This is a genomic window from Enterobacter hormaechei subsp. xiangfangensis, from assembly GCF_001729785.1.
Taxonomy (GTDB): Bacteria; Pseudomonadota; Gammaproteobacteria; order Enterobacterales; family Enterobacteriaceae; genus Enterobacter; species Enterobacter hormaechei_C.
Map to the genome: position 1 here is coordinate 4,109,800 of NZ_CP017183.1, position 25,245 is coordinate 4,135,044.

At 53.9% G+C, this 25,245-nt stretch carries 20 protein-coding genes; 7 read left to right on the top strand and 13 right to left on the bottom strand.

Translation table 11 applies throughout. The features are described 5' to 3' along the window. Positions 1 to 112: 112 nt before the first annotated feature. Together BFV63_RS19620 and ahr are read left to right on the top strand one after the other, a co-directional pair. Entirely contained in the window at positions 113 to 616 is a 504-nt protein-coding gene (locus BFV63_RS19620; RefSeq protein ID WP_003861887.1) for a GNAT family N-acetyltransferase, read from the top strand. Between the two features lie 83 nt (positions 617 to 699). Then, positions 700 to 1,719 carry an NADPH-dependent aldehyde reductase Ahr gene (ahr, locus tag BFV63_RS19625; RefSeq protein ID WP_003861889.1) on the top strand — a complete coding sequence of 340 codons (1,020 nt, stop codon included), beginning with the start codon at positions 700 to 702 and terminating at the stop codon, positions 1,717 to 1,719. Positions 1,720 to 1,866: 147 nt separating this feature from the next. Here the strand turns inward: ahr and BFV63_RS19630 are convergent, their stop codons facing one another. Further along, entirely contained in the window at positions 1,867 to 3,513 is a 1,647-nt protein-coding gene (locus tag BFV63_RS19630) for a dihydroxyacetone kinase subunit DhaK (RefSeq protein WP_022651917.1), read from the bottom strand. Positions 3,514 to 3,650: 137 nt separating this feature from the next. On the opposite strand from BFV63_RS19630, the gene BFV63_RS19635 reads away from it, so the two are divergent. Then, positions 3,651 to 5,153 (top strand): helicase HerA-like C-terminal domain-containing protein, encoded by a 1,503-nt coding sequence (locus tag BFV63_RS19635; RefSeq protein WP_022651918.1) that lies wholly within the window; start codon positions 3,651 to 3,653, stop codon positions 5,151 to 5,153. On the opposite strand, the gene mnmL is transcribed toward BFV63_RS19635, so the two are convergent. Beyond that, positions 5,133 to 6,074 (bottom strand): tRNA modification radical SAM protein MnmL/YtqA, encoded by a 942-nt coding sequence (gene mnmL / locus BFV63_RS19640; protein ID WP_096904993.1) that lies wholly within the window; start codon positions 6,072 to 6,074, stop codon positions 5,133 to 5,135. The genes BFV63_RS19635 and mnmL overlap by 21 nt on opposite strands. 687 nt (positions 6,075 to 6,761) lie before the next feature. Here mnmL and gltB point away from each other — a divergent pair. Together gltB and gltD are read left to right on the top strand one after the other, a co-directional pair. Next, on the top strand, positions 6,762 to 11,222 hold the full coding sequence (gene gltB / locus BFV63_RS19645; RefSeq protein WP_003860454.1) for a glutamate synthase large subunit: 4,461 nt from the start codon (positions 6,762 to 6,764) through the stop codon (positions 11,220 to 11,222). A gap of 9 nt (positions 11,223 to 11,231) precedes the next feature. Beyond that, the gene (gltD, locus tag BFV63_RS19650; RefSeq protein ID WP_048241747.1) at positions 11,232 to 12,650 is read left to right on the top strand and encodes a glutamate synthase subunit GltD; all 1,419 of its coding nucleotides are present in this window, start codon (positions 11,232 to 11,234) and stop codon (positions 12,648 to 12,650) included. A 56-nt stretch (positions 12,651 to 12,706) separates the two neighbouring features. Here the strand turns inward: gltD and BFV63_RS19655 are convergent, their stop codons facing one another. From BFV63_RS19655 to zapE, 11 genes are all read right to left on the bottom strand, one after another. Next, the gene (locus BFV63_RS19655; RefSeq protein WP_032627961.1) at positions 12,707 to 13,378 is read right to left on the bottom strand and encodes a DUF1120 domain-containing protein; all 672 of its coding nucleotides are present in this window, start codon (positions 13,376 to 13,378) and stop codon (positions 12,707 to 12,709) included. A 198-nt stretch (positions 13,379 to 13,576) separates the two neighbouring features. After that, the gene (locus tag BFV63_RS19660; protein WP_023323796.1) at positions 13,577 to 14,242 is read right to left on the bottom strand and encodes a DUF1120 domain-containing protein; all 666 of its coding nucleotides are present in this window, start codon (positions 14,240 to 14,242) and stop codon (positions 13,577 to 13,579) included. A gap of 168 nt (positions 14,243 to 14,410) precedes the next feature. Next, a complete protein-coding gene (locus BFV63_RS19665; RefSeq protein ID WP_023323797.1) occupies positions 14,411 to 14,977 on the bottom strand; it encodes a DUF1120 domain-containing protein in 567 nt (188 codons plus the stop codon). Further along, the gene (locus tag BFV63_RS19670; protein ID WP_048241746.1) at positions 14,974 to 17,391 is read right to left on the bottom strand and encodes a fimbrial biogenesis outer membrane usher protein; all 2,418 of its coding nucleotides are present in this window, start codon (positions 17,389 to 17,391) and stop codon (positions 14,974 to 14,976) included. The genes BFV63_RS19665 and BFV63_RS19670 overlap by 4 nt, the downstream gene beginning before the upstream one ends. A 14-nt stretch (positions 17,392 to 17,405) precedes the next feature. After that, the gene (locus BFV63_RS19675; RefSeq protein WP_023323799.1) at positions 17,406 to 18,110 is read right to left on the bottom strand and encodes a fimbria/pilus chaperone family protein; all 705 of its coding nucleotides are present in this window, start codon (positions 18,108 to 18,110) and stop codon (positions 17,406 to 17,408) included. Between the two features lie 128 nt (positions 18,111 to 18,238). Next, entirely contained in the window at positions 18,239 to 18,916 is a 678-nt protein-coding gene (locus BFV63_RS19680; protein WP_023323800.1) for a DUF1120 domain-containing protein, read from the bottom strand. Positions 18,917 to 19,287: 371 nt separating this feature from the next. Further along, on the bottom strand, positions 19,288 to 19,785 hold the full coding sequence (gene sspB, locus BFV63_RS19685; protein WP_048241925.1) for a ClpXP protease specificity-enhancing factor: 498 nt from the start codon (positions 19,783 to 19,785) through the stop codon (positions 19,288 to 19,290). A 5-nt stretch (positions 19,786 to 19,790) separates the two neighbouring features. Then, positions 19,791 to 20,429 (bottom strand): stringent starvation protein SspA, encoded by a 639-nt coding sequence (gene sspA, locus BFV63_RS19690; RefSeq protein WP_003860438.1) that lies wholly within the window; start codon positions 20,427 to 20,429, stop codon positions 19,791 to 19,793. A gap of 307 nt (positions 20,430 to 20,736) precedes the next feature. Further along, a complete protein-coding gene (gene rpsI / locus BFV63_RS19700; RefSeq protein ID WP_003860436.1) occupies positions 20,737 to 21,129 on the bottom strand; it encodes a 30S ribosomal protein S9 in 393 nt (130 codons plus the stop codon). Positions 21,130 to 21,144: 15 nt separating this feature from the next. Next, a complete protein-coding gene (rplM, locus tag BFV63_RS19705; RefSeq protein ID WP_003860434.1) occupies positions 21,145 to 21,573 on the bottom strand; it encodes a 50S ribosomal protein L13 in 429 nt (142 codons plus the stop codon). A 349-nt stretch (positions 21,574 to 21,922) separates the two neighbouring features. Further along, positions 21,923 to 23,047, bottom strand: a complete 1,125-nt coding sequence (gene zapE / locus BFV63_RS19710) for a cell division protein ZapE (protein ID WP_003860433.1) — start codon at positions 23,045 to 23,047, stop codon at positions 21,923 to 21,925. Positions 23,048 to 23,236: 189 nt separating this feature from the next. Between zapE and zapG the strand changes: the two genes are divergently transcribed. Then, a complete protein-coding gene (zapG, locus tag BFV63_RS19715) occupies positions 23,237 to 23,635 on the top strand; it encodes a Z-ring associated protein ZapG (protein ID WP_003860432.1) in 399 nt (132 codons plus the stop codon). 170 nt (positions 23,636 to 23,805) lie between these two features. Further along, entirely contained in the window at positions 23,806 to 25,173 is a 1,368-nt protein-coding gene (degQ, locus tag BFV63_RS19720) for a serine endoprotease DegQ (protein ID WP_003860431.1), read from the top strand. The last annotated feature ends 72 nt before the right edge of the window (positions 25,174 to 25,245 follow it).

The window sequence follows — 25,245 nt, forward strand, 5'->3', positions numbered from 1 at the left end:
CTTACGCTTCAGGGCGTAAGGGGTATCCTTCCTGAAAACTCCTCGCTTGCACTCCCCTTTCTGCGGTGCTATTAACAGCAGTTGTGTGTCAATTTTTGTCATGAGTAATGCTATGAGCGTGATTACCCCCGTCGCGACGACAATGCGTCGGATCACTGAGCAGGACAACCCGGCTATCGCCGCCGTTATCCGCACGGTTTCTGCCGAATATGGCCTGACCGCCGACAAAGGCTACACCGTGGCCGACCCCAATCTGGACGAACTTTTTCAGCTGTACAGCCAGCCGGGTCATGCCTACTGGGTCATTGAACAGGACGGCCAGGTCGTGGGCGGCGGCGGCATTGCCCCACTGCTTTGCAGCGAGCCGGATATCTGTGAACTTCAGAAAATGTATTTCCTGCCAACGATACGCGGACAAGGCCTGGCGAAAAAGCTGGCGCTGGTCGCCCTGGAACATGCACGCTCACAGGGCTTTAAACGTTGCTACCTCGAAACCACCGCTTTCCTTAAAGAGGCCATTGGCCTGTATGAGCATCTGGGCTTTGAGCATATCGATGCGCCACTGGGCTGCACGGGCCACGTGGACTGCGAAGTCAGGATGCTGAAAAGTCTGTAAGTTTCGTTCCTGCCGTCTTCTGTTAAGCGTCTGTAAACTGAATGCTCTACACTCACAGTTCACACCAAAACAGGGGAAACGCGATGTCGAAGATAAAAAGCTACGCCGCACCGCAGGCGGGTGCAGAACTTGAGCTGTACGAGTACGATGCGGGCGAACTAAAAGCGGAAGACGTCGAAGTACAGGTTGATTACTGCGGGATCTGCCACTCGGATCTCTCGATGATCGACAATGAATGGGGCTTTTCCAGCTATCCGCTGGTTGCCGGGCACGAAGTCATTGGCCGCGTCGTGGCGCTTGGCAGCGCCGCGCAGGACAAAGGGCTGAAAGTGGGCCAGCGCGTGGGTATCGGCTGGACGGCACGCAGCTGCGGTCACTGCGATGCCTGTATCAGCGGCAACCAGATCAACTGCCTTGAGGGCGCAACGCCGACCATCCTTAACAAGGGCGGTTTCGCCGATAAGCTGCGCGCCGACTGGCAATGGGTTATCCCGCTGCCGGACAGCATTGATATTGAATCCGCAGGTCCGCTGCTGTGTGGCGGTATCACCGTCTTTAAGCCCCTGCTGATGCATCACATCACCGCCACCAGCCGCGTGGGCGTGATCGGTATTGGCGGTCTGGGGCATATTGCCATCAAACTGCTGCATGCGATGGGCTGTGAAGTGACGGCGTTCAGCTCTAACCCGGCGAAAGAGCAGGAAGTGCTGGCGATGGGTGCGGATAAAGTGGTGAACAGCCGCGATCCTCAGGCACTCACCGCCCTGGCAGGCCAGTTTGACCTGATCATCAACACGGTAAACGTCGATCTCGACTGGCAGCCGTACTTTGAAGCCCTGGCCTACGGCGGTAACTTCCACACCGTGGGTGCGGTGATGAAGCCGCTGCCGGTTCCGGCGTTTACCCTGATCGGCGGGGATCGCAGCGTGTCAGGCTCCGCGACCGGTACACCGTACGAGCTGCGCAAGCTGATGAAGTTTGCCGGACGCACAAAAGTGGCACCCACCACCGAGCTGTACCCGATGTCAAAAATCAACGAAGCGATCCAGCACGTGCGCGACGGCAAAGCCCGCTACCGCGTGGTGTTGAAAGCGGATTTTTGATGTGACATTGCCGGGGAATGTGCGGCCTGATGCCCTCACCCCAACCCTCTCCCTCAAGGGAGAGGGGGCCGTCTGTGCAGGCATTATTTTGTGGGGATCCCTCAGCTCACAGGGAGAGGGCGCAAACACTAAAAACGGTAACGGTTGTTACCGTTTTGCATCTACCATGGTCTTAAACACTTCCGCCACCGCGACTGCCCCCGGATCCATCACCCCGTCCAGATTCTCTTTATTCACATACGACGAGCGTCCCGCGCCGGCTTTCGCCATTTTTGCCGTTGCTTCGGCGCCCTGCTGCGCGGCCTGCGCTGCCGCCTGAATATTGCCTTTCTGTAACGCCTCCAGCGCCGGTTGCAGCGCATCGATCAGCGTACGATCGCCGAGATCCGCGCCGCCATACTGCTTCATCTGCGCAAGTCCGCTCAGCAAGGCTTCAGGTAGCGGCTGTCCATCGTGAAGCTTTTGTCCTGCCGCCGTGAAGAAGATCGACATCAACACCCCACTCGATCCGCCCATCACCGTTGCCAGCCGCTCGCCTACCAGCAGGAGTAATGTCGGCACGTCGTTAAGGGGCAGGTTGTTCTCCTCAAGTCGCTGCGCAATATCCCGCGCCCCTTGCGCAAAAGTGGAGCCCGTGTCGCCATCGCCTACTTTGGCATCCAGCGCGTTAAGGCGGTTTTCCAGCTGAATCAATGTTTTCGTTACCGAGGCGACGGCCTCGCTCACCTCCGTATTGTCCGACGGGGCATATTCCACGCGATCATGAAGGGCGCTATGTGGGACGGTACGCAGGGGCGCGAACGCCACGGGCTTCTGCCAGCCCAGCGTCTCGACCTCGGCGTGAATCGCCTTCTCGAAGAAATCGTTGAGCTTTAGCAGCGTTAACGAAAAGCCTTTCATATCCAGCGCACTCACCAGCGGCGCCGGGCCAATCAGATACGCAATGTTCTCTTTCAGCGCCGAGTGCGCCAGCTCTTTGGTCAGCAGCGCCATCTCCAACGCCGATACGCCACCAAGATTGTTAATCAGCACCGCAAAACGCCCTTCCCCCGCCTGCGCGCGTAACGGCGTCACCAGCGTGTCGATAATGGCTTTGCTGTTTTGCGTATCCACCACGGAAGCCCCAGGCTCGCCGTGAATGCCCAGGCCCAGCTCGACATGGCCTTGTTTAATGCGCCCCCCTTCATCATCGCTGCCCGGCAGGTTGCACGTTTGCATCGCCACGCCCAGGCTCCAGAGGTTATCGCAGGCCTGTTGCGCAATATCCCGCACGTCGTTTAGCGATTTCCCCTGCTCTGCCGCATATCCCGCAATTTTATGCACCAGCGCCGTTCCCGCGATACCACGCGGCTGCTTGTTATCCGGCAGGGCGATATCATCCGCCACGATAACCATCTCGACCTTCAGGCCGTAGCGTTTGGCTTTTTCCGCCGCCAGGCCAAAGTTAAGCCGGTCGCCGGTGTAGTTTTTCACAATCAGCAGGCAGCCACGGTCGCCCGTCACCGCCACAATGGCATTGAGGACCGCATCCACGCTTGGGGAGGCGAACAGATCGCCACACACCGCTGCGGTAAGCATGCCTTTGCCGACGAACCCGGCATGTGCCGGTTCATGGCCGGAGCCGCCACCGGAGATCACCGCCACGCGGCTTTTATCCCAGTCGCCGCGAGCCACCACGCGGATGGCCGGATCGATATCCAGTTTGACGAGATTACCGTGCGGCGCGGAGAGAAGTATGCCTTCAATGGCATCGTTGACAAGCTGTTTGCGGTCGTTAAAAAAGAATCTGGACATAGTTTCCCAAAATTTTGTTTACCGTATGCAAAAGCATAGTCCGCACTGGATAATGCGCCGCAAAGTGAGGAATTTACGCAGACATTTTGCCGTCAGGTTGCCTATACTCCACCCAGGACTACGAGAGGACGTGCATCATGAGTACACCATTGCTAATCGCCAGGACGCTGGAAAAAGAGCTGTTTTTACTGCCCGCGATGGCGAACCGTCATGGCCTGATCACCGGCGCGACCGGGACGGGAAAAACCGTTACCCTGCAAAAGCTGGCTGAGTCGTTGTCAGAGACTGGCGTGCCGGTTTTTATGGCTGACGTGAAGGGCGATTTAACTGGGGTGGCTCAGGAAGGTGCAGCGTCAGAAAAACTGCTTGAGCGCCTGAAAAATATCGGTATCACGGACTGGACGCCGCACGGTAATCCGGTGGTGGTCTGGGATATCTTCGGCGAAAAAGGGCATCCGGTGCGTGCCACCGTCTCCGACCTCGGCCCGCTGCTGCTGGCTCGTCTGCTTAACCTCAACGACGTGCAGTCCGGGGTACTGAACATTATCTTCCGTATCGCCGACGATCAGGGGCTACTGCTGCTCGACTTCAAAGATCTGCGCGCCATCACCCAGTACATTGGCGATAACGCCAAATCCTTCCAGAACCAGTACGGCAATATTAGCAGCGCCTCAGTGGGCGCCATTCAGCGCGGGCTCCTGACGCTGGAGCAACAGGGCGCCGAACACTTCTTCGGCGAGCCAATGCTGGATATCAAAGACTGGATGCGTACCGACAGCAGCGGCAAAGGCATCATCAACATTCTGAGCGCAGAGAAGCTCTACCAGATGCCGAAGCTTTACGCCGCCAGCCTGCTGTGGATGCTCTCTGAACTGTACGAACAACTGCCGGAAGCAGGCGATCTGGAAAAACCCAAACTGGTGTTCTTCTTTGACGAAGCGCACCTGTTGTTTAACGACGCGCCGCAGGTGCTGCTGGATAAAATTGAACAGGTTATCCGCCTGATCCGCTCCAAAGGCGTCGGGGTCTGGTTTGTGTCGCAAAACCCGTCGGATATTCCGGACAACGTACTGGGGCAGTTGGGTAACCGCGTGCAGCACGCCCTGCGCGCCTTTACGCCGAAAGATCAGAAAGCGGTGAAAGCCGCGGCGCAAACCATGCGTGTCAATCCGGCCTTTGATACCGAAACCGCCATTCAGGCGCTGGGCACCGGTGAAGCGCTGATTTCGTTCCTCGATGCAAAAGGCAGCCCGACAGTTGTCGAGCGCGCGATGGTGATTGCGCCCTGCTCGCGCATGGGTCCGGTAACGGACGATGAACGCAACGGCCTGATTAACCACTCCCCGGTGTACGGAAAGTATGAAGACGAGGTGGATCGCGAATCGGCGTTCGAGATGCTGCAAAAAGGGGTGCAGGCGACTGCCGAATCGCAGGATGCGCCTGCCGCAAAAGGGCAATCTGTTGCCGTGGACGACGGCATTCTCGGCGGGCTGAAAGATATTCTGTTCGGCAGCACCGGGCCACGCGGCGGCAAACGCGATGGCGTGGTTCAGACCATGGCAAAAAGCGCGACGCGTCAGATTACCAACCAGATAGTACGCGGCATGCTGGGAAGTCTGCTAGGCGGCCGTCGCCGGTAGCGGGGGAACCCACGGGCGGCCAAGCGCCGACCCCTGTACGCCGTTCTCCTGTAGATAGCGGTTGATTTCCAGCATCCCCGTCCAGCGGTTCTCACACCATAGCGGTGCCAGAAGCGTTGGACGGCGGGCGCTTGCCGAGATGCGGTGGTAAACAATCTCCGGCGGCGTATGGCGAATCATTTCCCCCGCAGTCACCGTATAGTCGTCGAGTTCGATACCACATAACCGCCCCGCTTCCCAGGCTTTCGCCATTATGCTGCCCTTCACGATATGCAGCGGATGCAGCTTAATGCCATCCACGCCGGTCTCAACGACTTTTTCCAGCGTTTCCAGCCCGTGCTGCCGCCCTTCTCCCGGCAAGCCGACAATCAGATGCGAGCAGACTTTTAATCCACGCTGGCGGGCGAGACGCGTGGTGCGCTGATAGCAGGCGAAATCATGCCCGCGATTGATACGGTGCAGGGTTTTGTCATGCGCGGTCTGCAAGCCCAGCTCCAGCCAGATCTCGTAGCCCTTCTCTTTGTACTCGCTAAGTAAATCCAGCACGGCGTCCGGCACGCAGTCCGGACGCGTCCCCACGCACAGCCCGACAATGTTCGCTTGAGCAACCGCCTGCTGATACATCGAGCGCAGCACCTGCACCTCCGCCCACGTGCTGGTATAGGCCTGGAAATAGGCCAGATACTGCTTCGCGCGGTTCACCAGACTCGCCTGATGGGCGAGCTGTTCAGCGATAGATTTATGCTGCTGGGCCTCGTCAGCAAACGAGGCCACGTTACAGAAGGTGCAGCCACCACGCCCGATGGTGCCATCGCGGTTCGGGCAGCTAAAGCCGCCGTGCAGCGTCAGTTTGTGAACCTTTTGTCCGTAGCGCTGCAAAAGATCCCCACCAAACATATTGACTAATTTCTGTAACTGCATAATCTGATAGACCGTCCCGAAGAAAGGGGACAAGCCTGCCATTTTTAGCCTCTGTCGGCGATGACCTGGATCAATCGCCCTGGACGGCTTTTATCTATTTGAATAAATAATCACGATTACCGACATTTCATTCACCCTGAACGTAATTACTTTTCCTTATTTTCTGATGGTTTTTTTCATTTATAGCGCCAGGACTGAAAAACAGTGATTTTATGCGGCATTGAATGCAACACCAGATTAATATTCTGCTATAAATCTCCATTTCAGCACGCTGCATCGATAATACCGCTTTCATATAGTGAGTCAGATCACACTCCCCTGCACCTGCCCGGTGCTTTAAGCGGTTGTAAAAATAGTTAAATACACAATAAAAACAATTAGATAATCACGCTTTAGCACATTTTTGTATAAATAAGATTGCCATTTGACCTGTGTACCAATTCCCGATAAGTTGGAAATCCGCTGGAAGCTTTCTGGATGAGCGGCCTGCTCATCATATTTATGCAGTAATTAAGATTCCCTCTGAAGCAAGTCCTCAAACTTGTTTACCTGCGCAAAAGGATGAAAAAGAGGGCGAATGCGAGGTCCGCGTATGAAACGCTAACCCCGTCGCCATGCTCTTTCTGCGCCTGTGCGCCACGGTAAAGTTCAGTGGGAAGCCCGACGAGCCTGGGGAGGTTCACTGATATGTTGTACGATAAATCCCTTGAGAAGGATAACTGTGGTTTCGGCCTGATCGCCCACATAGAAGGCGAACCTAGCCACAAGGTAGTGCGTACTGCTATTCACGCACTGGCCCGTATGCAGCACCGTGGCGCCATCCTTGCCGATGGTAAAACCGGCGACGGTTGCGGCCTGCTGCTGCAAAAACCGGATCGTTTCTTCCGCATCGTGGCGGAAGAGCGCGGCTGGCGTTTAGCCAAAAACTACGCTGTCGGTATGCTGTTCCTGAATCAGGATCCAGAAAAAGCTGCCGCGTCACGCCGCATCGTTGAAGAAGAACTTCAGCGTGAAACCCTGTCGATTGTCGGCTGGCGCGATGTGCCAACCAACGAAGGGGTGCTCGGTGAAATCGCCCTCTCCTCGCTGCCTCGTATTGAACAGATTTTCGTCAACGCGCCTGCGGGCTGGCGTCCGCGTGATATGGAACGCCGTCTGTTTATCGCACGCCGCCGCATTGAAAAACGTCTCCAGGACGATAAAGAGTTCTACGTCTGTAGCCTCTCTAACCTGGTGAACATCTATAAAGGTCTGTGTATGCCGGCTGACCTGCCGCGCTTCTATCTGGACCTGGCGGATCTGCGTCTGGAATCGGCCATTTGCCTGTTCCACCAGCGCTTCTCCACCAACACCGTTCCACGCTGGCCGCTGGCTCAGCCGTTCCGCTACCTGGCGCACAACGGTGAGATCAACACCATTACCGGCAACCGCCAGTGGGCCCGCGCCCGTACCTATAAGTTCCAGACCCCGCTGATCCCGGACCTGCACGATGCCGCACCGTTCGTCAACGAAACCGGCTCGGACTCCAGCTCCATGGATAACATGCTAGAGCTGCTGCTGGCGGGCGGGATGGATATCGTGCGCGCCATGCGTCTGCTCGTGCCACCGGCCTGGCAGAACAACCCGGATATGGACCCTGAGCTGCGCGCGTTCTTCGACTTTAACTCCATGCACATGGAGCCGTGGGACGGCCCGGCGGGCATCGTGATGTCCGACGGTCGTTTTGCCGCCTGTAACCTGGACCGTAACGGTCTGCGTCCGGCGCGCTACGTTATTACTAAAGACAAGCTCATCACCTGCGCCTCTGAAGTCGGGATCTGGGATTACCAGCCTGACGAAGTGGTCGAAAAAGGCCGCGTCGGTCCGGGCGAGCTGATGGTGATCGACACCCGCGGTGGGCGTATTCTGCATTCCGCCGAAACCGACAACGATCTGAAGAGCCGCCATCCGTACAAAGAGTGGATGGAGAAAAACGTGCGTCGTCTGGTGCCGTTTGAAGATCTGTCGGACGAAGAAGTGGGCAGCCGCGAGCTGGACGATGACACCCTCGCGAGCTTCCAGAAGCAGTTTAACTACAGCGCGGAAGAACTGGACTCGGTTATTCGCGTGCTCGGCGAAAACGGCCAGGAAGCGGTCGGCTCAATGGGTGACGATACCCCGTTTGCCGTGCTTTCCAGCCAGCCACGCATTATTTACGACTATTTCCGTCAGCAGTTTGCGCAGGTCACTAACCCGCCAATAGACCCGCTGCGCGAAGCCCACGTCATGTCGCTGGCCACCAGCATCGGCCGTGAGATGAACGTATTCTGTGAAGCCGAAGGCCAGGCGCACCGTCTGACCTTTAAATCACCGATCCTGTTGTACTCCGATTTCAAACAGCTCACCACCATGACCGAGGAGCACTATCGCGCCGACACGCTCGATATCACCTTCGACGTGACCGAAACGAGCCTCGAAGAGACGGTGAACGCGCTGTGCGACAAAGCCGAGCAGATGGTACGTAACGGCACCGTTCTGCTGGTGCTGTCTGACCGCAACATCGCGAAAAACCGTCTGCCGGTGCCTGCCCCCATGGCGGTGGGGGCTATCCAGACGCGTCTGGTGGACAAGAGCCTACGCTGCGATGCCAACATCATCGTTGAAACCGCGAGCGCGCGCGACCCGCACCACTTTGCGGTGCTGTTAGGCTTTGGCGCCACGGCGATTTATCCGTACCTGGCCTACGAAACGCTGGCACGCCTGGTAGATACCCGCGCGATCGATAAAGACTACCGTGCTGTGATGCTGAACTACCGTAACGGCATCAACAAAGGTCTGTACAAGATCATGTCCAAAATGGGCATCTCGACCATCGCCTCTTACCGCTGCTCGAAGCTATTTGAAGCGGTCGGCCTGCATAACGAGGTCGCCAACCTCTGCTTCCAGGGCGTGGTCAGCCGTATCGGTGGCGCCGGTTTTGCTGACTTCCAGCAGGATCTGGTGAACCTGTCGAAACGCGCCTGGCTGGCACGTAAGCCGCTGGAACAGGGCGGCCTGCTGAAATATGTCCACGGGGGTGAGTATCACGCTTATAACCCGGACGTAGTGCGCACGCTGCAACAGGCGGTGCAGAGCGGCGAGTACAGCGATTATCAGCAGTATGCTGAGCTGGTGAACAACCGTCCCGCGGCGACGCTGCGCGATCTCATTGCCCTCAATCCGGGTGAGGAAGCGGTCAGCATTGACGAGGTTGAACCCGCGTCTGAGCTGTTCAAACGCTTCGATACCGCGGCGATGTCCATCGGCGCGCTGAGCCCGGAAGCCCACGAAGCGCTGGCGGAAGCCATGAACAGCATCGGCGGCAACTCCAACTCCGGCGAAGGCGGTGAAGATCCGGCCCGCTACGGCACCAACAAAGTGTCCCGTATCAAGCAGGTGGCGTCCGGTCGCTTTGGCGTAACGCCTGCGTACCTGGTTAACGCCGACGTGATCCAGATTAAGGTCGCTCAGGGGGCAAAACCGGGTGAAGGCGGTCAACTGCCGGGTGATAAAGTCACCCCGTACATCGCTAAGCTTCGCTACTCGGTGCCAGGCGTGACGCTGATCTCCCCGCCGCCGCACCACGATATTTACTCTATCGAGGATCTGGCGCAGCTGATTTTCGACCTGAAACAGGTCAACCCGAAAGCGATGATCTCCGTGAAGCTGGTTTCCGAACCGGGCGTTGGCACCATTGCCACCGGCGTGGCGAAAGCCTATGCGGATCTGATCACCATCGCCGGTTACGACGGCGGCACCGGCGCAAGCCCGCTCTCCTCCGTGAAATATGCGGGCTGTCCGTGGGAGCTCGGCCTGGTGGAAACCCAGCAGGCGCTGGTCGCTAACGGCCTGCGTCACAAGATCCGTTTGCAGGTGGACGGTGGGCTGAAAACCGGACTCGACATCATCAAAGCGGCGATTCTGGGAGCGGAAAGCTTCGGCTTTGGTACCGGCCCAATGGTTGCGCTCGGCTGTAAATACCTGCGTATTTGCCACCTGAACAACTGTGCAACGGGCGTTGCTACCCAGGACGAAAAGCTGCGTAAGAACCACTATCACGGCCTGCCGTTCAAAGTGACTAACTACTTTGACTTCATCGCCCGTGAAACCCGCGAGCTGATGGCGCAGCTGGGCGTGAAGCGTCTGGTGGATCTGATTGGCCGTACCGACCTGCTGAAAGAGCTTGAGGGCTTCACGGCCAAGCAGCAGAAGCTGGAGCTGTCCAAGCTGCTGGAAACCGCTCAGCCGCATCCTGGCAAAGCGGTTTACTGTACCGAGAACAACCCGCCGTTCGACAACGGCGTGCTGAACGCGCAGCTGCTGCAACAGGCGAAGCCGTACGTGGACGAGAAGCAGAGCAAAACGTTCTGGTTTGATATCCGCAACACCGACCGTTCCGTGGGTGCGTCTCTCTCCGGTTACATCGCGCAAACGCACGGTGATCAGGGTCTGGCGTCGGATCCCATTACCGCGCATTTCAGCGGTACCGCGGGTCAGAGCTTCGGCGTGTGGAACGCGGGTGGCGTTGAGTTATACCTGACCGGTGATGCCAACGACTACGTCGGAAAGGGCATGGCGGGCGGTCTGCTGGCGGTGCGTCCTCCGGTTGGTTCAGCCTTCCGCAGCCATGAAGCAAGCATCATCGGCAATACCTGTCTGTACGGTGCAACCGGCGGTCGTCTGTTTGCCGCGGGCCGTGCGGGCGAGCGTTTTGCGGTGCGTAACTCCGGCGCCATCACCGTGGTGGAAGGCATCGGCGATAACGGCTGTGAATACATGACGGGCGGAATTGTGTGCGTCCTGGGTAAAACCGGCGTGAACTTTGGCGCGGGCATGACGGGCGGTTTTGCCTACGTCCTGGATGAAGACGGTGAGTTCCGCAAACGCGTGAACCCTGAGCTGGTGGAAGTGCTGGACGTTGATACTCTGGCCATCCACGAAGAACACCTGCGCGGCTTAATTACCGAACACGTGCAGCATACCGGTTCTTCGCGCGGCGAAGAGATCCTGGCCAACTGGCCGGCGTTCTCTGCGAAATTCGCGCTGGTTAAGCCGAAGTCCAGCGATGTTAAAGCCCTGTTGGGTCACCGTAGTCGTAGCGCAGCAGAGCTGCGCGTGCAGGCGCAGTAAGGAATTCAGATGAGCCAGAACGTTTACCAGTTTATCGACCTTCAGCGTGTTGATCCGCCAAAGAAACCGCTGAAGATCCGTAAAATTGAATTTGTTGAAATCTATGAGCCGTTTTCAGAAGGCCAGGCCAAAGCACAGGCAGACCGCTGCCTGTCCTGCGGTAACCCTTACTGCGAATGGAAGTGTCCGGTCCATAACTACATCCCGAACTGGCTGAAGCTGGCCAACGAAGGGCGTATTTTTGAAGCCGCCGAGCTGTCTCATCAGACCAACACCCTGCCGGAAGTGTGCGGCCGCGTGTGCCCTCAGGATCGTCTGTGTGAAGGCTCCTGTACGCTGAACGACGAGTTTGGCGCGGTGACCATCGGCAACATCGAACGCTATATCAACGATAAAGCGTTCGAGATGGGCTGGCGTCCGGATATGACCGGTGTGCGTCAAACCGACAAGCGCGTGGCGATTATCGGCGCGGGCCCGGCAGGCCTGGCCTGTGCGGACGTGCTGACCCGTAACGGCGTGAAGGCGGTGGTCTTCGATCGCCACCCAGAGATTGGCGGCCTGCTGACCTTCGGTATCCCGGCCTTCAAGCTGGAGAAAGAGGTCATGACCCGCCGCCGCGAAATCTTCACCGGCATGGGCATTGAGTTCAAACTCAACACCGAAGTGGGCCGCGACGTACAGCTCGACGACCTGCTGAAAGATTACGACGCCGTGTTCCTGGGCGTGGGAACCTATCAGTCCATGCGCGGTGGTCTGGAAAACGAAGACGCGCCGGGCGTTTATGACGCGCTGCCGTTCCTGATTGCCAACACCAAGCAGATTATGGGTTACGGCGAAACCGCCGATGAGCCGTTCGTCAGCATGGAAGGCAAACGCGTGGTGGTGCTGGGCGGCGGTGATACTGCGATGGACTGCGTGCGAACCTCCATTCGTCAGAATGCGGCGCATGTCATCTGTGCCTACCGTCGTGACGAAGAGAACATGCCGGGTTCTAAACGCGAAGTGAAAAACGCGCGTGAAGAGGGCGTCGAGTTCCAGTTCAACATCCAGCCTCTGGGTATTGAAGTGAATGCCAACGGTAAAGTGAGCGGCGTGAAGATGGCGCGCACGGAGATGGGTGCGCCAGATGCGAAAGGCCGTCGTCGCGCGGAGATCGTGGCCGGTTCTGAACACGTGATCCCGGCTGATGCCGTGGTGATGGCGTTTGGTTTCCGTCCTCACAGCATGGAGTGGCTGGCGAAGCACAGCGTAGAGCTGGACTCTCAGGGCCGCATCATTGCGCCAGAAGGCAGCGACAACGCGTTCCAGACCAGCAACCCGAAAATCTTCGCCGGTGGCGACATCGTTCGTGGCTCTGACCTGGTGGTCACGGCGATTGCCGAAGGCCGTAAAGCGGCTGAGGGGATCATGAACTTCCTCGAAGTGTAAATAATAATGCCCGGCAATGCCGGGCATTATTTTTATATTCTGCCAGTTTCTGAATATTACAGATACTTGATGGTAAACGTTGCCTGACCATCCATGTTGGTATCATCAGTAATAGCCAGCGTATTGGTATCCTGAATCGCAGCAGAAACCGCCATCGGAATGACCAGGTTTTTAAACGCAACTGGCGCGGTGCTGCCAACTGTAGCAACGGATACAATCTGGCTACCGTCATTAACCATCAGTGTGCCGTTATCAGACCAGCTGGTGCCGTTGTCTGCGCTGTAGATCGCCCCAACAGTGGCACCATCAGCAGTAATCGTGTCGTTTTTCACGAAAATGGTGTAGTTACCGATGTTAACGTTTCCTGCGGTCTTATTCAGACCAAACATATTGAGCGGCTGAATAATATCGTTACCGTTACCCGCACCATCTTTAACCATAATGTTTGGCGCAGTACCAGTACGGTCGTCAGAAACGCTAAAGCCCGCTTTGGTCAGCGCAGGGCAGGTAATAGAAAGAGAGAAATCTTTCTGGCCCAGCTGGTTAATAGCAGTGGTGTTCAGGGCTGACAGGTGGATCGTACCGTAATCTACCACGCCACCGCCGCTGATTTCAGGGATGCAACTGCTATTTGTCAGAACGCCTGTGACTTTCAGTACGGCGGTGTCTGCGGCAAAGGCAGAAGATACAAACATGACAAGCATAGAAGCCAATACAACTTTTTTCATTTGTTAATTCTTAACGTTAATGTAAATGTTCTTTCTGCTTTTAATAAAGTGGGCTACTCTCGCTATTAAAAACAGAATTTTCTAAACAAAGAGGGAAGTTACTCCCTCTACATATTCAAACCTAAATAATCCGCTGTAAGCGTAAATGCTAATATAGCCTTACACAACGACAGAGCGGGATATTAATACCCAAATAACTTAAAGGTATTTCAGGGTAATTGTTGCCTGACCATCTAAAGATGTATCGTCAGTAATCGCCAGCGTATCGGTCCCCTGAATAGCCAGAGAGGTAACCAGTGGGAAAACCGCAGTGGTAAATGCAACAGGGGTCGTTGTGCCTGTGGTTGCGGCACTGATAATGGAGATACCGTCGCTGCGAACCGCACCGCCTGATTCCCATTTAGAGCCATTCCAGTCGACGTTTGAAAAAATTTCGTCGCCCTCTTGCCCATCAATGGTGACTTTCTTATTTTTGATGAAAAGCATATAGTTACCAATATTCACACCACCTGTGGTTTTACCTACGCCATACTGATAGTAAGAAATGTTTTGCATTGTGCCGTTGAAATCGACATTAATACCAGCCTTACTTGACTCGCGATCGTCATTCACAACCCAACCAACCTGAGTAGGCGCACCGCATGTAATCGTCAGGTTAATATCTTTGTCACCTAACTGGTTAACAGCTGTTGCAGAGAGCTCACCCAAATGGATAGTGCCATAATCTACGACACCGCCGTTACTTAACTGAGGAGTACAAGCGGCATTTGTCAGCTTACCTTTTACCTGCAATACTGCGGTATCAGCAGCAAATGCGGAAGCGACACAAAGAGACAACGCGGTAGCGAGAAGAACTTTTTTCATTTGTTGATCCTTAACATTATTGATTCACGGAAACCCAACCCAATCTTTTATTCATGTAAAGAATGGGTTGTATATTCCGCACTTACTAATTGAATGGCGTACCATTCGTGATAAAACAATACTGCAACGCTTAAAGATAACGTTATTACGATATCATCACCACATTGCCTATGGATTATTTTGCAATATTTTCCAGCTTAAATCGCTTTCCAGCGTTGTTTGATCGGCATTATTACTGAATGCACTTTCATTAAGCACAGGGAATATCGTAGCTGTAAATGTCATCTGCTGGCCCGTAACGGCCTGGTTATTTTCAACCGCGACGACGGCTTCATTATTTCTTAAATAGAATGGCGAAGGCGACCCGCTTTCCGGCGTAAAGTTAAGCTGATCAACCGTTTTACCCACGGTATAGCTTTTGCCATCAACATTCATATCATCAATTTTAACTGCGACACCGCCATTCTGACCAAAACGGAAGCGACCTTTCTCTCCAGCATTACCCTGTAAAAGCACTGCCAGCTTCTGTTTGTCTGGACAAAACACATTCACGGTAACTTCCCGTTCCGGCAATTTATGCCAGCTTTGCTGAGACGTAACAATATCGTCACGCTTGAGCTGTTTATAATCTACAATGGGCTGAGAAAGCGTGATCTGACAATCTTCGGCAAGCGTCAAACCGGGTAAACAAAACGCCAGAAACGTCGCTACTTTGATTACGCGCTGAGTCTTCATTGGCATACTCCGTTTACTTCCTCATAGAACGCTTCGTCATCTTTTTTATCACTTAAGGTATAGTGAATCTGACAAAGCCGATTGTTATTGTCATCCATGGCATACAGCCCTTTCAGCTGATCGGCATCATTGATAAACACATGGCCGTCATCCACGCTGGTGACGATATAATTGCCCTTCTCATCAACAATGGATAACCCCTTCGCCAGCGGTGTACCATCCGCTCTCTTCACCCGCAGCATCACGCGACGGCTATTCAGAATTTTAAAGCTGACTTCACTGACGGAAGCATGCCCTGCCGCAACGTATTTAATGCCGTTCGCCAGCGTCATGCTTGGCGGAAGTTTATTGGCATCAATTTCAATACGGGAGTTACGCCACTCATTCAGCCCCGGTACCACAGCCTGTCCCCAATGGTCGGTCCAGATGGTGCCCTGCGGCGTTGAAATCTCTACGCCACTCTTCGGCTCGTTCAGCTTAGCGATGGCGAACGTATCTTTAATAGCGTACGGCGAGAAGGTCACGCCATCTTTATGCATTGCAATACCGCCCGTCAGCGTTGCGCTATAGTTGCGCTGGTTACTACCGCTGCTGCCCCCACCAACGCTCAACTGGGTATAGTGCAGGTTAGTGTTGATATTGCCGTTAAAGCTATTCTCATTGTCATCGTTATCACGATCCGCAGAGATATAATAATTGGTGTTATCGCCAATGGCGCCGCTGTTCGCGACACCATAGGTGGTTCTGTCACCCTGCTTGCGCATATAGCTGCTCAGGCTTTGCGAGCCGCCGAGTGGAATGCTCAGGTTGACGTAGAGCATATCGTCATCCTGCTCGTCATCAGTATTTCCGACGGCGCTCTGCCAGTTCACGGTGATACTGGCATATTTAAAGGTTTTACCCCACGACAGCAGCAGGTAGCGGCTGTCCTCGTAGTTAGCGCTCTGGTTGTAGTTAAACCCTGCGCTAAACGTACCCGCAATTCCTGTCGCAAAACTTACGTTGCCGCTGTAAGTATTATCATTAGGCTGAAATTCATCATCCAGCGCATCGGCAAGCTCGCGGTAACCGCTGCTAAAATGCGTTGCGCTGGCGGAAAGGCTCACGTGTTCACCCAGCGTTAAATCGCTTTGCAGCTCGGTTTTGAGCCCGCTATTACTGTCGCCAAACTGCTCTTTACTTGCCGCAGCGGTAGTCGTGATGCCCCATATATCAGAGAGCATAAACTCCGCGCTGCCGCCCGCAGCCTGATACTTTTCTGCCACTGCGCCGGATGCCAGTACGTTCATCCATGGTGTGATACGCCAGCCGTCAGAGACGTTCACGACCAGCGGATCGCTATAATCGCTGTCAATACTCCGTACCTGGCCCACAGACATGGTCAATCCCTGCGGACGCCCCAGCTTGCGGGTTCTGACTGCGGAAGCAGGCACAATGAAGTGGCTTGAAGAGCCATCTGATTCCACGACAGTCACGTCGAGATCGACGTTATTTCTGACAACTGGCACATCGTCCAGGGTAAACGGACCCGCCGGCACTAACGTACTGTAGACGAGACGACCACTCTGGCGCACCTCAACGCGCGCCTGCGAGGAACGGGCGATACCCGATACGCTTACGCCAGTCCCGTCCCTTTCCAGGCCGTTGGTGGGCATGAGCTGCACCCCCGTAATCGGCACGCCGCTTAATACACCGGACATGGCGTTAATTTCACCCACCTGCATGGTCAGGCGCTGGGGAACAAATACATGCTCCGCGTAGGTGTAAATGCTTTCCGCATTTTTATCGCCATCATCATCCGTCAGGATATAACGGCTGCGCACAGACCAGTCCATCGTATTAAAGCCAGCCTCCAGGCTAGCCTGCGAATAGCGGCTGTTATCGCTGTCGCCATATTCGTTACGGGTACTGAATAATGAGTAGTTCAGTAACCCCGCCGTGCCACCTTGCTGAAAGTGTTTAATATTGGAGGTTAAACTGTTAATTGCCTCCTGGGGTAAATAAAGCTCTACCGCGTCCTGGTTTGGTAATGCGTTGACAACCGCCTGCGCATAATCGCTGCGGATATCATGGCACGCTTCGCCAGCCTTGAGCGGGACAGGCATAATCCCGGCAAAATCCAGAAAATCTTTATCAATACAGAGCTCGCCGTCTTCATTAAAACGTGCAGCGGCCGTACCGCGATCTTTCCCATTCACTTTAACCTGTACAGAGTGTGTGCCGGGTAAGAATCGTGGCGCTTGTGCAAAGTAATGGTTTAAATCGGGGCTTAATCCACGTGACTGAATAATGCCCGTATCAAACGTCACTTCCCTCGCATACAAAGAGGGTGACGCGAGGACTACCAGAGGTAATGTGCCGCAAAGAATAGCGTGGACACAAAGTGCAAGGCGGCTTTTTTTACACACCGTCATATCCCTATTGAGTGTTATTTATTTAATTCTGAAACAAAGCTCGGTACTTCCACACCGTAGCGACTGGCCGGGAAAAATTTCACTTTATTATCGCCGCTCACCGTTTTCTTCAGCGTTGCGGTCATACTTTGGCCTGGTAAAATATACGTTTTAGGCAGCGTGCCTGCGGTGCCAGATGGCTGAGTCATAACGTTTTGTGCCAAACGCACAACGTATTTGCTGGGGTTTTTCACCGTAAGCGTTGTACCCGTTGCGTTCCATTCCAGGTACTTCCATGCATCGGTAACAACCGCCAGTTTCGCCGGACGGATAAGCACAGGCAAATCCTGACGAAGATTAAATCCGATCTTAATGTTCTTGTTATCGCTTTTCGGCGGAATACCCTCGAACGTCACACGTTTATAGTGCTCAGCCTCCAGCGGTTCTTTATTTTGTAAAATAAAACGAAGCTGCTGGGTCTGGCCAGGCTCCAGACGTACCACTGGTTGGGTGGAAATCAGTTTTAAACCCTGATCGTCCGGTAAATCAAGGACATTGGTATATAACAGAGCCGGAAAGCTGTCCGTATTTTTGACGTTGATCGTACCGCTGTGCGTTGCCTCATCAATTACCAGTAAACTGGTTTCAGGAACCATTCCTGCTGCATACGTCGAGAATTGAGCTGAAAACAGAGCGGCAGCAATAACGGACTTCAGTAAGGTTTTCTTTAAACAAGACATAATTATCACTCCTTTAATCCACAACATAACATTCCATGTTCACGTGTAGTTAGAAAGGAATAAACAAGATATGTTTATTCCCATTTTAATTAATATACCGATTTTAAAATATTATAACTTTTAAAATATTATAAATATTTCAGGCTGATAGTCAGCTGACCATCAAGTGTGGTATCGTCGGTAATGGCCAGCGTGGTAGTATCCTGAATAGCCAGTGATGTCACCAGCGGGAATGTTGCACTCAGGAATGCCAATGGAACTTTTTCGCCAGATTTTGCAACAGTAAACTCACGGATGTTTTGAGCCTGACTAGAACCATTCGTGCTCGTGGTCCACTTGGAGGTATCACCATTCTGAGTGTAAATAGGATCAACTGTCGCCCCGTCAGCGGTTACGCTATCAACCTTAACAAACATTGCATAGCTGCCGATGTTCACGCCGCCCGTTGTTTTACCTACACCGTAGGTCTGACTAGAATTGGATAGGCTTGCACCGGTAAACATTGCGTTATTAACGGTTAAACCCGCATTCGTCTCTGCACGATCGTCAACCATAGTCCACGAAACTTTCGTCGCAGCAGAACAAGTGATGGTTAGATCGATATTATTCTGACCTAACTGGTTTACTGCGCTGGCAGACAATGAACCAAGGTGAATAGTACCGTAATCTACTACGCCACCTTTACTTAATTCTGGAGTACAGGCAGCATTTGTCAGCTTACCTTTTACCTGCAATACTGCGGTATCAGCAGCAAATGCGGAAGCGACGCAAAGAGACAGTGCGGTGGCAATAAGAACTTTTTTCATTCGTTAATCCTTAACATATGATAATTAAAAATAGGTTTCCATCAGGTACAAAACTATTTTTGCAATATGAGCTGTCACTGGGGAACTTTATAATATTATTTTTATAAATATATGCAATTTAGCAAATTTAATTTATACTTTTAGTTTCTCTGATATAATAATCATGAATTATTAAATCGGGTATTACGCAAGGCTACCCGCTTAAATTATTCATTGCGTTTATTATTGTAACCATTCTTCTCGAGATAAAAAAAAAAGGAAAAATGCAGTCCCATATTCTTATTTTTCGATCAATTTAAAAAATATATAATTTTCTCCAAAAAAAACGGCCAGGCATAAACCTGACCGTTAAGATTAAAATTGAGTTAGCGTTATTTTACAACGCGTAATGCCGGACGTCCTCCGCGCGGCGGCGGATCGTCATCAGGATCGTTATCATCTTCGCGATCGGGCTTATCACCATCAATCACAGACATCACCGTTTCGCTCTCGGTCCCAACGCCGCCCTCTTCATCGTTCAGGCTCGCAACCTCTTCATCATAAGCTGCTTCCGGCTCAAACATTGTGCCCGCACCGTTTTCACGGGCGTAGATAGCCAGCACAGCTGCCAGCGGCACGGAAACCTGACGCGGCACGCCGCCGAAGCGCGCATTAAAGCGCACTTCGGCGTTCGCCAGCTCCAGGTTACCCACTGCGCGTGGCGCAATATTCAGTACAATCTGTCCGTCGCGCGCGTATTCCATTGGAACCAGCACGCCCGGCAACGTCACATCCACAACCAGGTGCGGCGTGAGCTGGTTATCCAGCAGCCATTCATAGAAGGCGCGCAGCAGATACGGACGGCGTGGTGAAAGTTGTGACATTTCCACAGTCATTAGCCTCGGCCGAGACGCATTTCACGTTCCGGTTCAGTTAAGGATGCCAGGAAAGAGTCGCGTTCAAAGACGCGAGTCATGTAGCCTTTCAGCTCTTTCGCGCCAGGACCGCTGAACTCTACGCCCAGGGTTGGCAGACGCCACAGCAGCGGAGCCAGGTAGCAATCTACCAGGCTGAACTCGTCGCTCAGGAAGAAAGGCTTTTGACCAAATACCGGCGCAATCGCCAGCAGCTCTTCACGCAGCTGTTTACGTGCAGCATCCGCTTCAGAAGAGGAACCGTTGACAATAACGTTCATCAGCGAGTACCAGTCTTTCTCGATACGCTGCATGTACAGGCGGCTTTCACCACGCGCAACAGGATAAACAGGCATCAGCGGCGGATGCGGGAAACGCTCATCCAGGTATTCCATAATGATACGGGATTCCCACAGGGTCAGCTCGCGATCCACCAGCGTCGGTACGCTTTGGCTCGGGTTGAGATCGATCAGATCCTGAGGCGGGTTATCCTTTTCCACATGCTCGATCTCAAAACTGACACCCTTCTCGGCCAGCACGATACGAACCTGATGGCTATAAATGTCAGTAGGACCAGAAAACAGCGTCATTACCGAACGTTTGTTGGCAGCGACAGCCATGAAAACCTCCAGGTATATTCAGAATTTTTACTGCTACCAGCCCAACGGGGCCAGCCAGATGATGTATCGCCCATCCCAGAGAAGACACATTGTTCAAGAATCGAACAAAAATCGAGTATTCACCGATATTTGGGCAGAAAATTGGATGATAGTTTACCAGATTTTGATGGCTTTGTGGTGAGGGGATTCCGGAAATGTGGAAAAAGAGAAGATATATGAAATGTTACTGTGGATAACCTGCGTATTATCCATAAAAAAACCCGCCGAAGCGGGTTTTTCGCCAATCGTTCTGCGTAAGCAGAATGGATTAACGTTTGGAGAACTGTGGACGACGACGTGCTTTACGCAGACCCACTTTCTTACGTTCAACCTGACGCGCGTCACGAGTAACGAAGCCAGCTTTACGCAGTTCAGAACGCAGGGATTCGTCGTACTCCATCAGAGCGCGGGTGATACCGTGACGGATCGCACCTGCCTGACCGGAGATACCACCACCTTTAACGGTGATGTACAGATCCAGTTTTTCTACCATATCAACCAGTTCCAGCGGCTGGCGAACTACCATGCGGGCAGTTTCGCGACCGAAGTACTGTTCCAGAGAACGCTGGTTGATTACGATTTTACCACTGCCCGGTTTGATGAAAACGCGAGCTGCGGAACTTTTGCGGCGACCAGTGCCGTAGTATTGATTTTCAGCCATTGCCTATAATCCCGATTAGATGTCAAGAACTTGCGGTTGCTGTGCCGCGTGGTTGTGCTCGTTGCCTGCGTAAACTTTCAGTTTACGGAACATAGCACGACCCAGCGGGCCTTTTGGCAGCATGCCTTTAACCGCGATTTCAATCACACGCTCAGGACGGCGGGCAATCATCTCTTCAAAGGTCGCTTCTTTGATACCACCGATGTGGCCGGTGTGGTGGTAGTACATTTTGTCAGTACGCTTGTTGCCGGTAACAGCAACTTTGTCAGCGTTCAGAACGATGATGTAATCACCGGTATCAACGTGCGGAGTGTATTCCGCTTTATGCTTACCGCGCAGGCGACGAGCCAGTTCAGTAGCCAGACGGCCCAGAGTTTTACCGGTCGCGTCAACAACATACCAGTCGCGCTGTACGGTTTCTGGTTTAGCTGTAAAAGTTTTCATTAAAAGCTTACCCAAATAATAAGTTACACGTTGGTGAACACCCAAACGTTTAGTCAGTTGAGGTTCACACGACAAAGTCCGGCAAACCTACCCCTTCGAATAGCACATGCCGACACATAGAAAGTTTCGGGAAAAAAACCTTCTCGTAACGTGGGGTCGCAAGATTATAGAGAAGTTGAGGTCAAAGATCGACCCTTAAATGTGATTTGGAATGGGTTTTTCGGGGTTGCGTACTGTGCGGTCTGGTGCCCTCACCCCCAGCCTCTCTCCCACGGGGAGAGGGGAGCATTTGTTAAGGTCTGGTGCCCTCATCCCCAGCCCCTCTCCCACGGGGAGAGGGGAGCATTTATTACGGCATATGCTCACGCTTGAGGTACTCTTCGCTCTGCATCTCTTGCAGGCGCGACAGGCAGCGCTGGAACTCAAACTTCAGGCGCTCGCCCTGATAGATCTCATATAAAGGCACCTCGGCGCTGACCACCAGCTTAACGTGGCGCTCGTAAAACTCATCTACCAGCGCGATGAAGCGCCGCGCTTCGCTCTCCATTAGTGGGGTCATAACGGGCACATCCCACAACATAACGGTATGGAACAGACGTGAAAGCGCAATGTAGTCATGCTGGCTGCGGGCGTCCACGCAGAGCGTTCCAAACGAGACGGCCAGCGTCTGGTTCTCTACGCCAAGCGTCGACAACGGGCGATGATTAATCTCCAGCGCTGGCGCGTTATCCCGCGGCGCCCCTGCCAGCGCCAGCCAGAGTTTATCCATCTCGCTGGCTGTGTCGGCGTTCAGCGGTGAAAGCCACAGGTGCGCCTGCGTTAATGTGCGCAGACGATAATCGACGCCGGCATCGACATTCATGATGTCGCAGTGCTGTTTAATGGCATCTATGGCTGGCAGGAAACGCGCCCGCTGAAGACCATTGCGATAAAGCTCATCCGGCGGGATATTTGAAGTCGCCACCAGGGTAATCCCACGCGCAAACAGCGCTTTCATGAGGCCCCCCAGCAACATGGCATCCGTAATATCGGAAACAAAGAACTCGTCGAAGCAGAGCACGTCCGTTTCCGCCTTGAAGCGATCGGCCACAATCTCCAGCGGGTCGGTTTCGCCCTGGAGCGCCGTCAGCTCTTCATGGACCCGCAGCATAAAACGGTGAAAGTGCAGACGCTGCTTACGCGTGCCGGGCAGGCTCTGGTAGAACATGTCCATCAGCCAGGTCTTACCCCGCCCAACGCCACCCCACATATATAATCCACGAACCGGTGCGTTTACCGTGGGCTCTTTTTTGCCCAGTAAACGGCCGAATGCCGCCTTCAGCCCACTGCTCTGCACCGCATCGGCGGGTTTCGCCAGAATTTCCTGATAAATCGTGTCCAGGCGGTTAACCGCTTCACGCTGGACATCATCCGGCTGGTGTGTGCCCTCGCTCAGGGCCAGTTGGTAACGCGATGAAGGGGACAGGTTTTGCATGATGTTGTTGTTATTCCTTTAGTTAAACCTCACCAGCGCGCGTGGCTGATGAAAAAAAGGCCGTTCTACACTACGCGATGATACGTCAGGATTCCACTTCTGCGGAAATAGCGGTTATAGTGGCATAATCAGGCACAGGCAGGAGCCGAGCCAACACCCTACGGAACAACAAGACAACGGGAGAAGTTCATGACCTGGGAATATGCGCTAATCGGTTTAGTCGTCGGCATCATCATTGGTGCTGTGGCCATGCGTTTCGGTAACCGCAAATTGCGTCAGCAGCAGTCACTGCAATACGAACTGGAAAAGAACAAAGCCGAACTGGAAGAATATCGCGAAGAGCTGGTCAGCCACTTTGCCCGTAGCGCTGAGCTGCTGGACAACATGGCGACAGATTATCGCCAGCTCTACCAGCACATGGCGAAAAGCTCCAGCAGCCTGCTGCCGGAAATGACCGCGGAGACCAACCCCTTCCGCAATCGTCTGGCTGATTCTGAAGCCGGTAACGATCAGGCACCGGTTCAGATGCCACGCGACTATTCAGACGGCGCGTCCGGCCTGCTGCGCGGTGGCGTAAAACGCGATTAATCGCACAACCTGAATAAATTTTACGGGCGCACCTTATGCGCCCGTCCTTTCTTCCCGTCCCCAGCTATTATTTAGTCAAACACCTCATTGTTCAGCGGTTGAAAATTCAATAACATCAAGATGTTTTTGGGGCCGTTCTTTTTCATTCCAGGATACGAGAGTCAGCATCGATGAAGAAAAAAAACCAGCTGTTGAGCGCCTTAGCGTTAAGTGTCGGGTTATCTCTCTCGGCGTCCTTCCCCGTCAGTGCGGCACTGCCTTCGCAGGTGCCTGGACAAGAAGCCATTCCCAGCCTTGCGCCGATGCTTGAAAAAGTCCTGCCTGCGGTAGTCAGCGTTCAGGTGGAAGGGACGGCACGCCAAAGCCAGCGTATTCCCGAAGAGCTGAAGAAATATTTTGGCGAAGACGCGCCGGATCAGCAGGCTCAGCCGTTTGAAGGTCTGGGCTCAGGGGTAATTATCGACGCGGCTAAGGGCTATATCCTGACCAATAACCACGTGATCAGCCAGGCCGATAAAATCAGCGTTCAGCTGAACGATGGCCGGGAGTTTGACGCCAAACTGATCGGCGGTGACGATCAGAGTGATATCGCCCTGCTACAGGTACAAAACCCCAGCAACCTAACCCAGATCGCCATTGCTGATTCCGATAAGCTGCGCGTCGGTGATTTTGCTGTCGCGGTCGGTAACCCGTTCGGCTTAGGCCAGACCGCCACCTCCGGAATTGTCTCCGCCCTGGGGCGCAGCGGCCTGAATCTCGAAGGGCTGGAAAATTTCATCCAGACCGATGCCTCCATCAACCGGGGCAACTCCGGCGGTGCGCTGCTTAATCTGAACGGTGAGCTGATCGGCATCAACACCGCTATCCTCGCGCCAGGCGGCGGCAGCATCGGGATTGGTTTTGCCATTCCGAGCAACATGGCGAAAACTCTGTCTCAACAGCTGATTCAGTTTGGCGAGGTTAAGCGCGGTCTGCTGGGCATCAAAGGCATGGAGATGAGCGCCGATATCGCCAAAGCCTTTAAGCTCAACGTCCAGCGCGGGGCGTTTGTCAGCGAAGTGTTGCCCAACTCAGGCTCTGCGAAAGCGGGCGTGAAATCCGGTGACGTTATTGTCAGCCTGAACGATAAACCGCTGAGCAGCTTCGCTGAATTACGTTCGCGTATTGCCACCACGGAGCCTGGCGCTAAAGTGAAGCTGGGCCTGATCCGCGAGGGCAAACCGCTGACCGTGGAAGTGACGCTGGACAAGAGCACCTCCTCTTCCGCCAGCGCAGAACAGATCTCCCCGGCTCTACAGGGCGCTACGCTGAGCGATGGTCAGCTTAAAAACGGCACGAAAGGCATTTCTGTCACTACCGTTGAGAAGAGCAGCCCGGCCGCGCAGGCAGGTTTGCATCAGGACGACGTAATCGTGGGCGTGAACCGCACTCGCGTGCAGTCTATTGCCGAAATGCGTAAGGTGCTGGAGAGTAAACCGGCGGTCATTGCCCTGCAAATTATCCGTGGCAACGATACCCTCTACATTTTACTGCGTTAACCATTTGCGACTCCGGGCATCGCCGCTGCGTGTGATGTCCGGATAACTCATGTTATGCTGCAAACCGTTCCT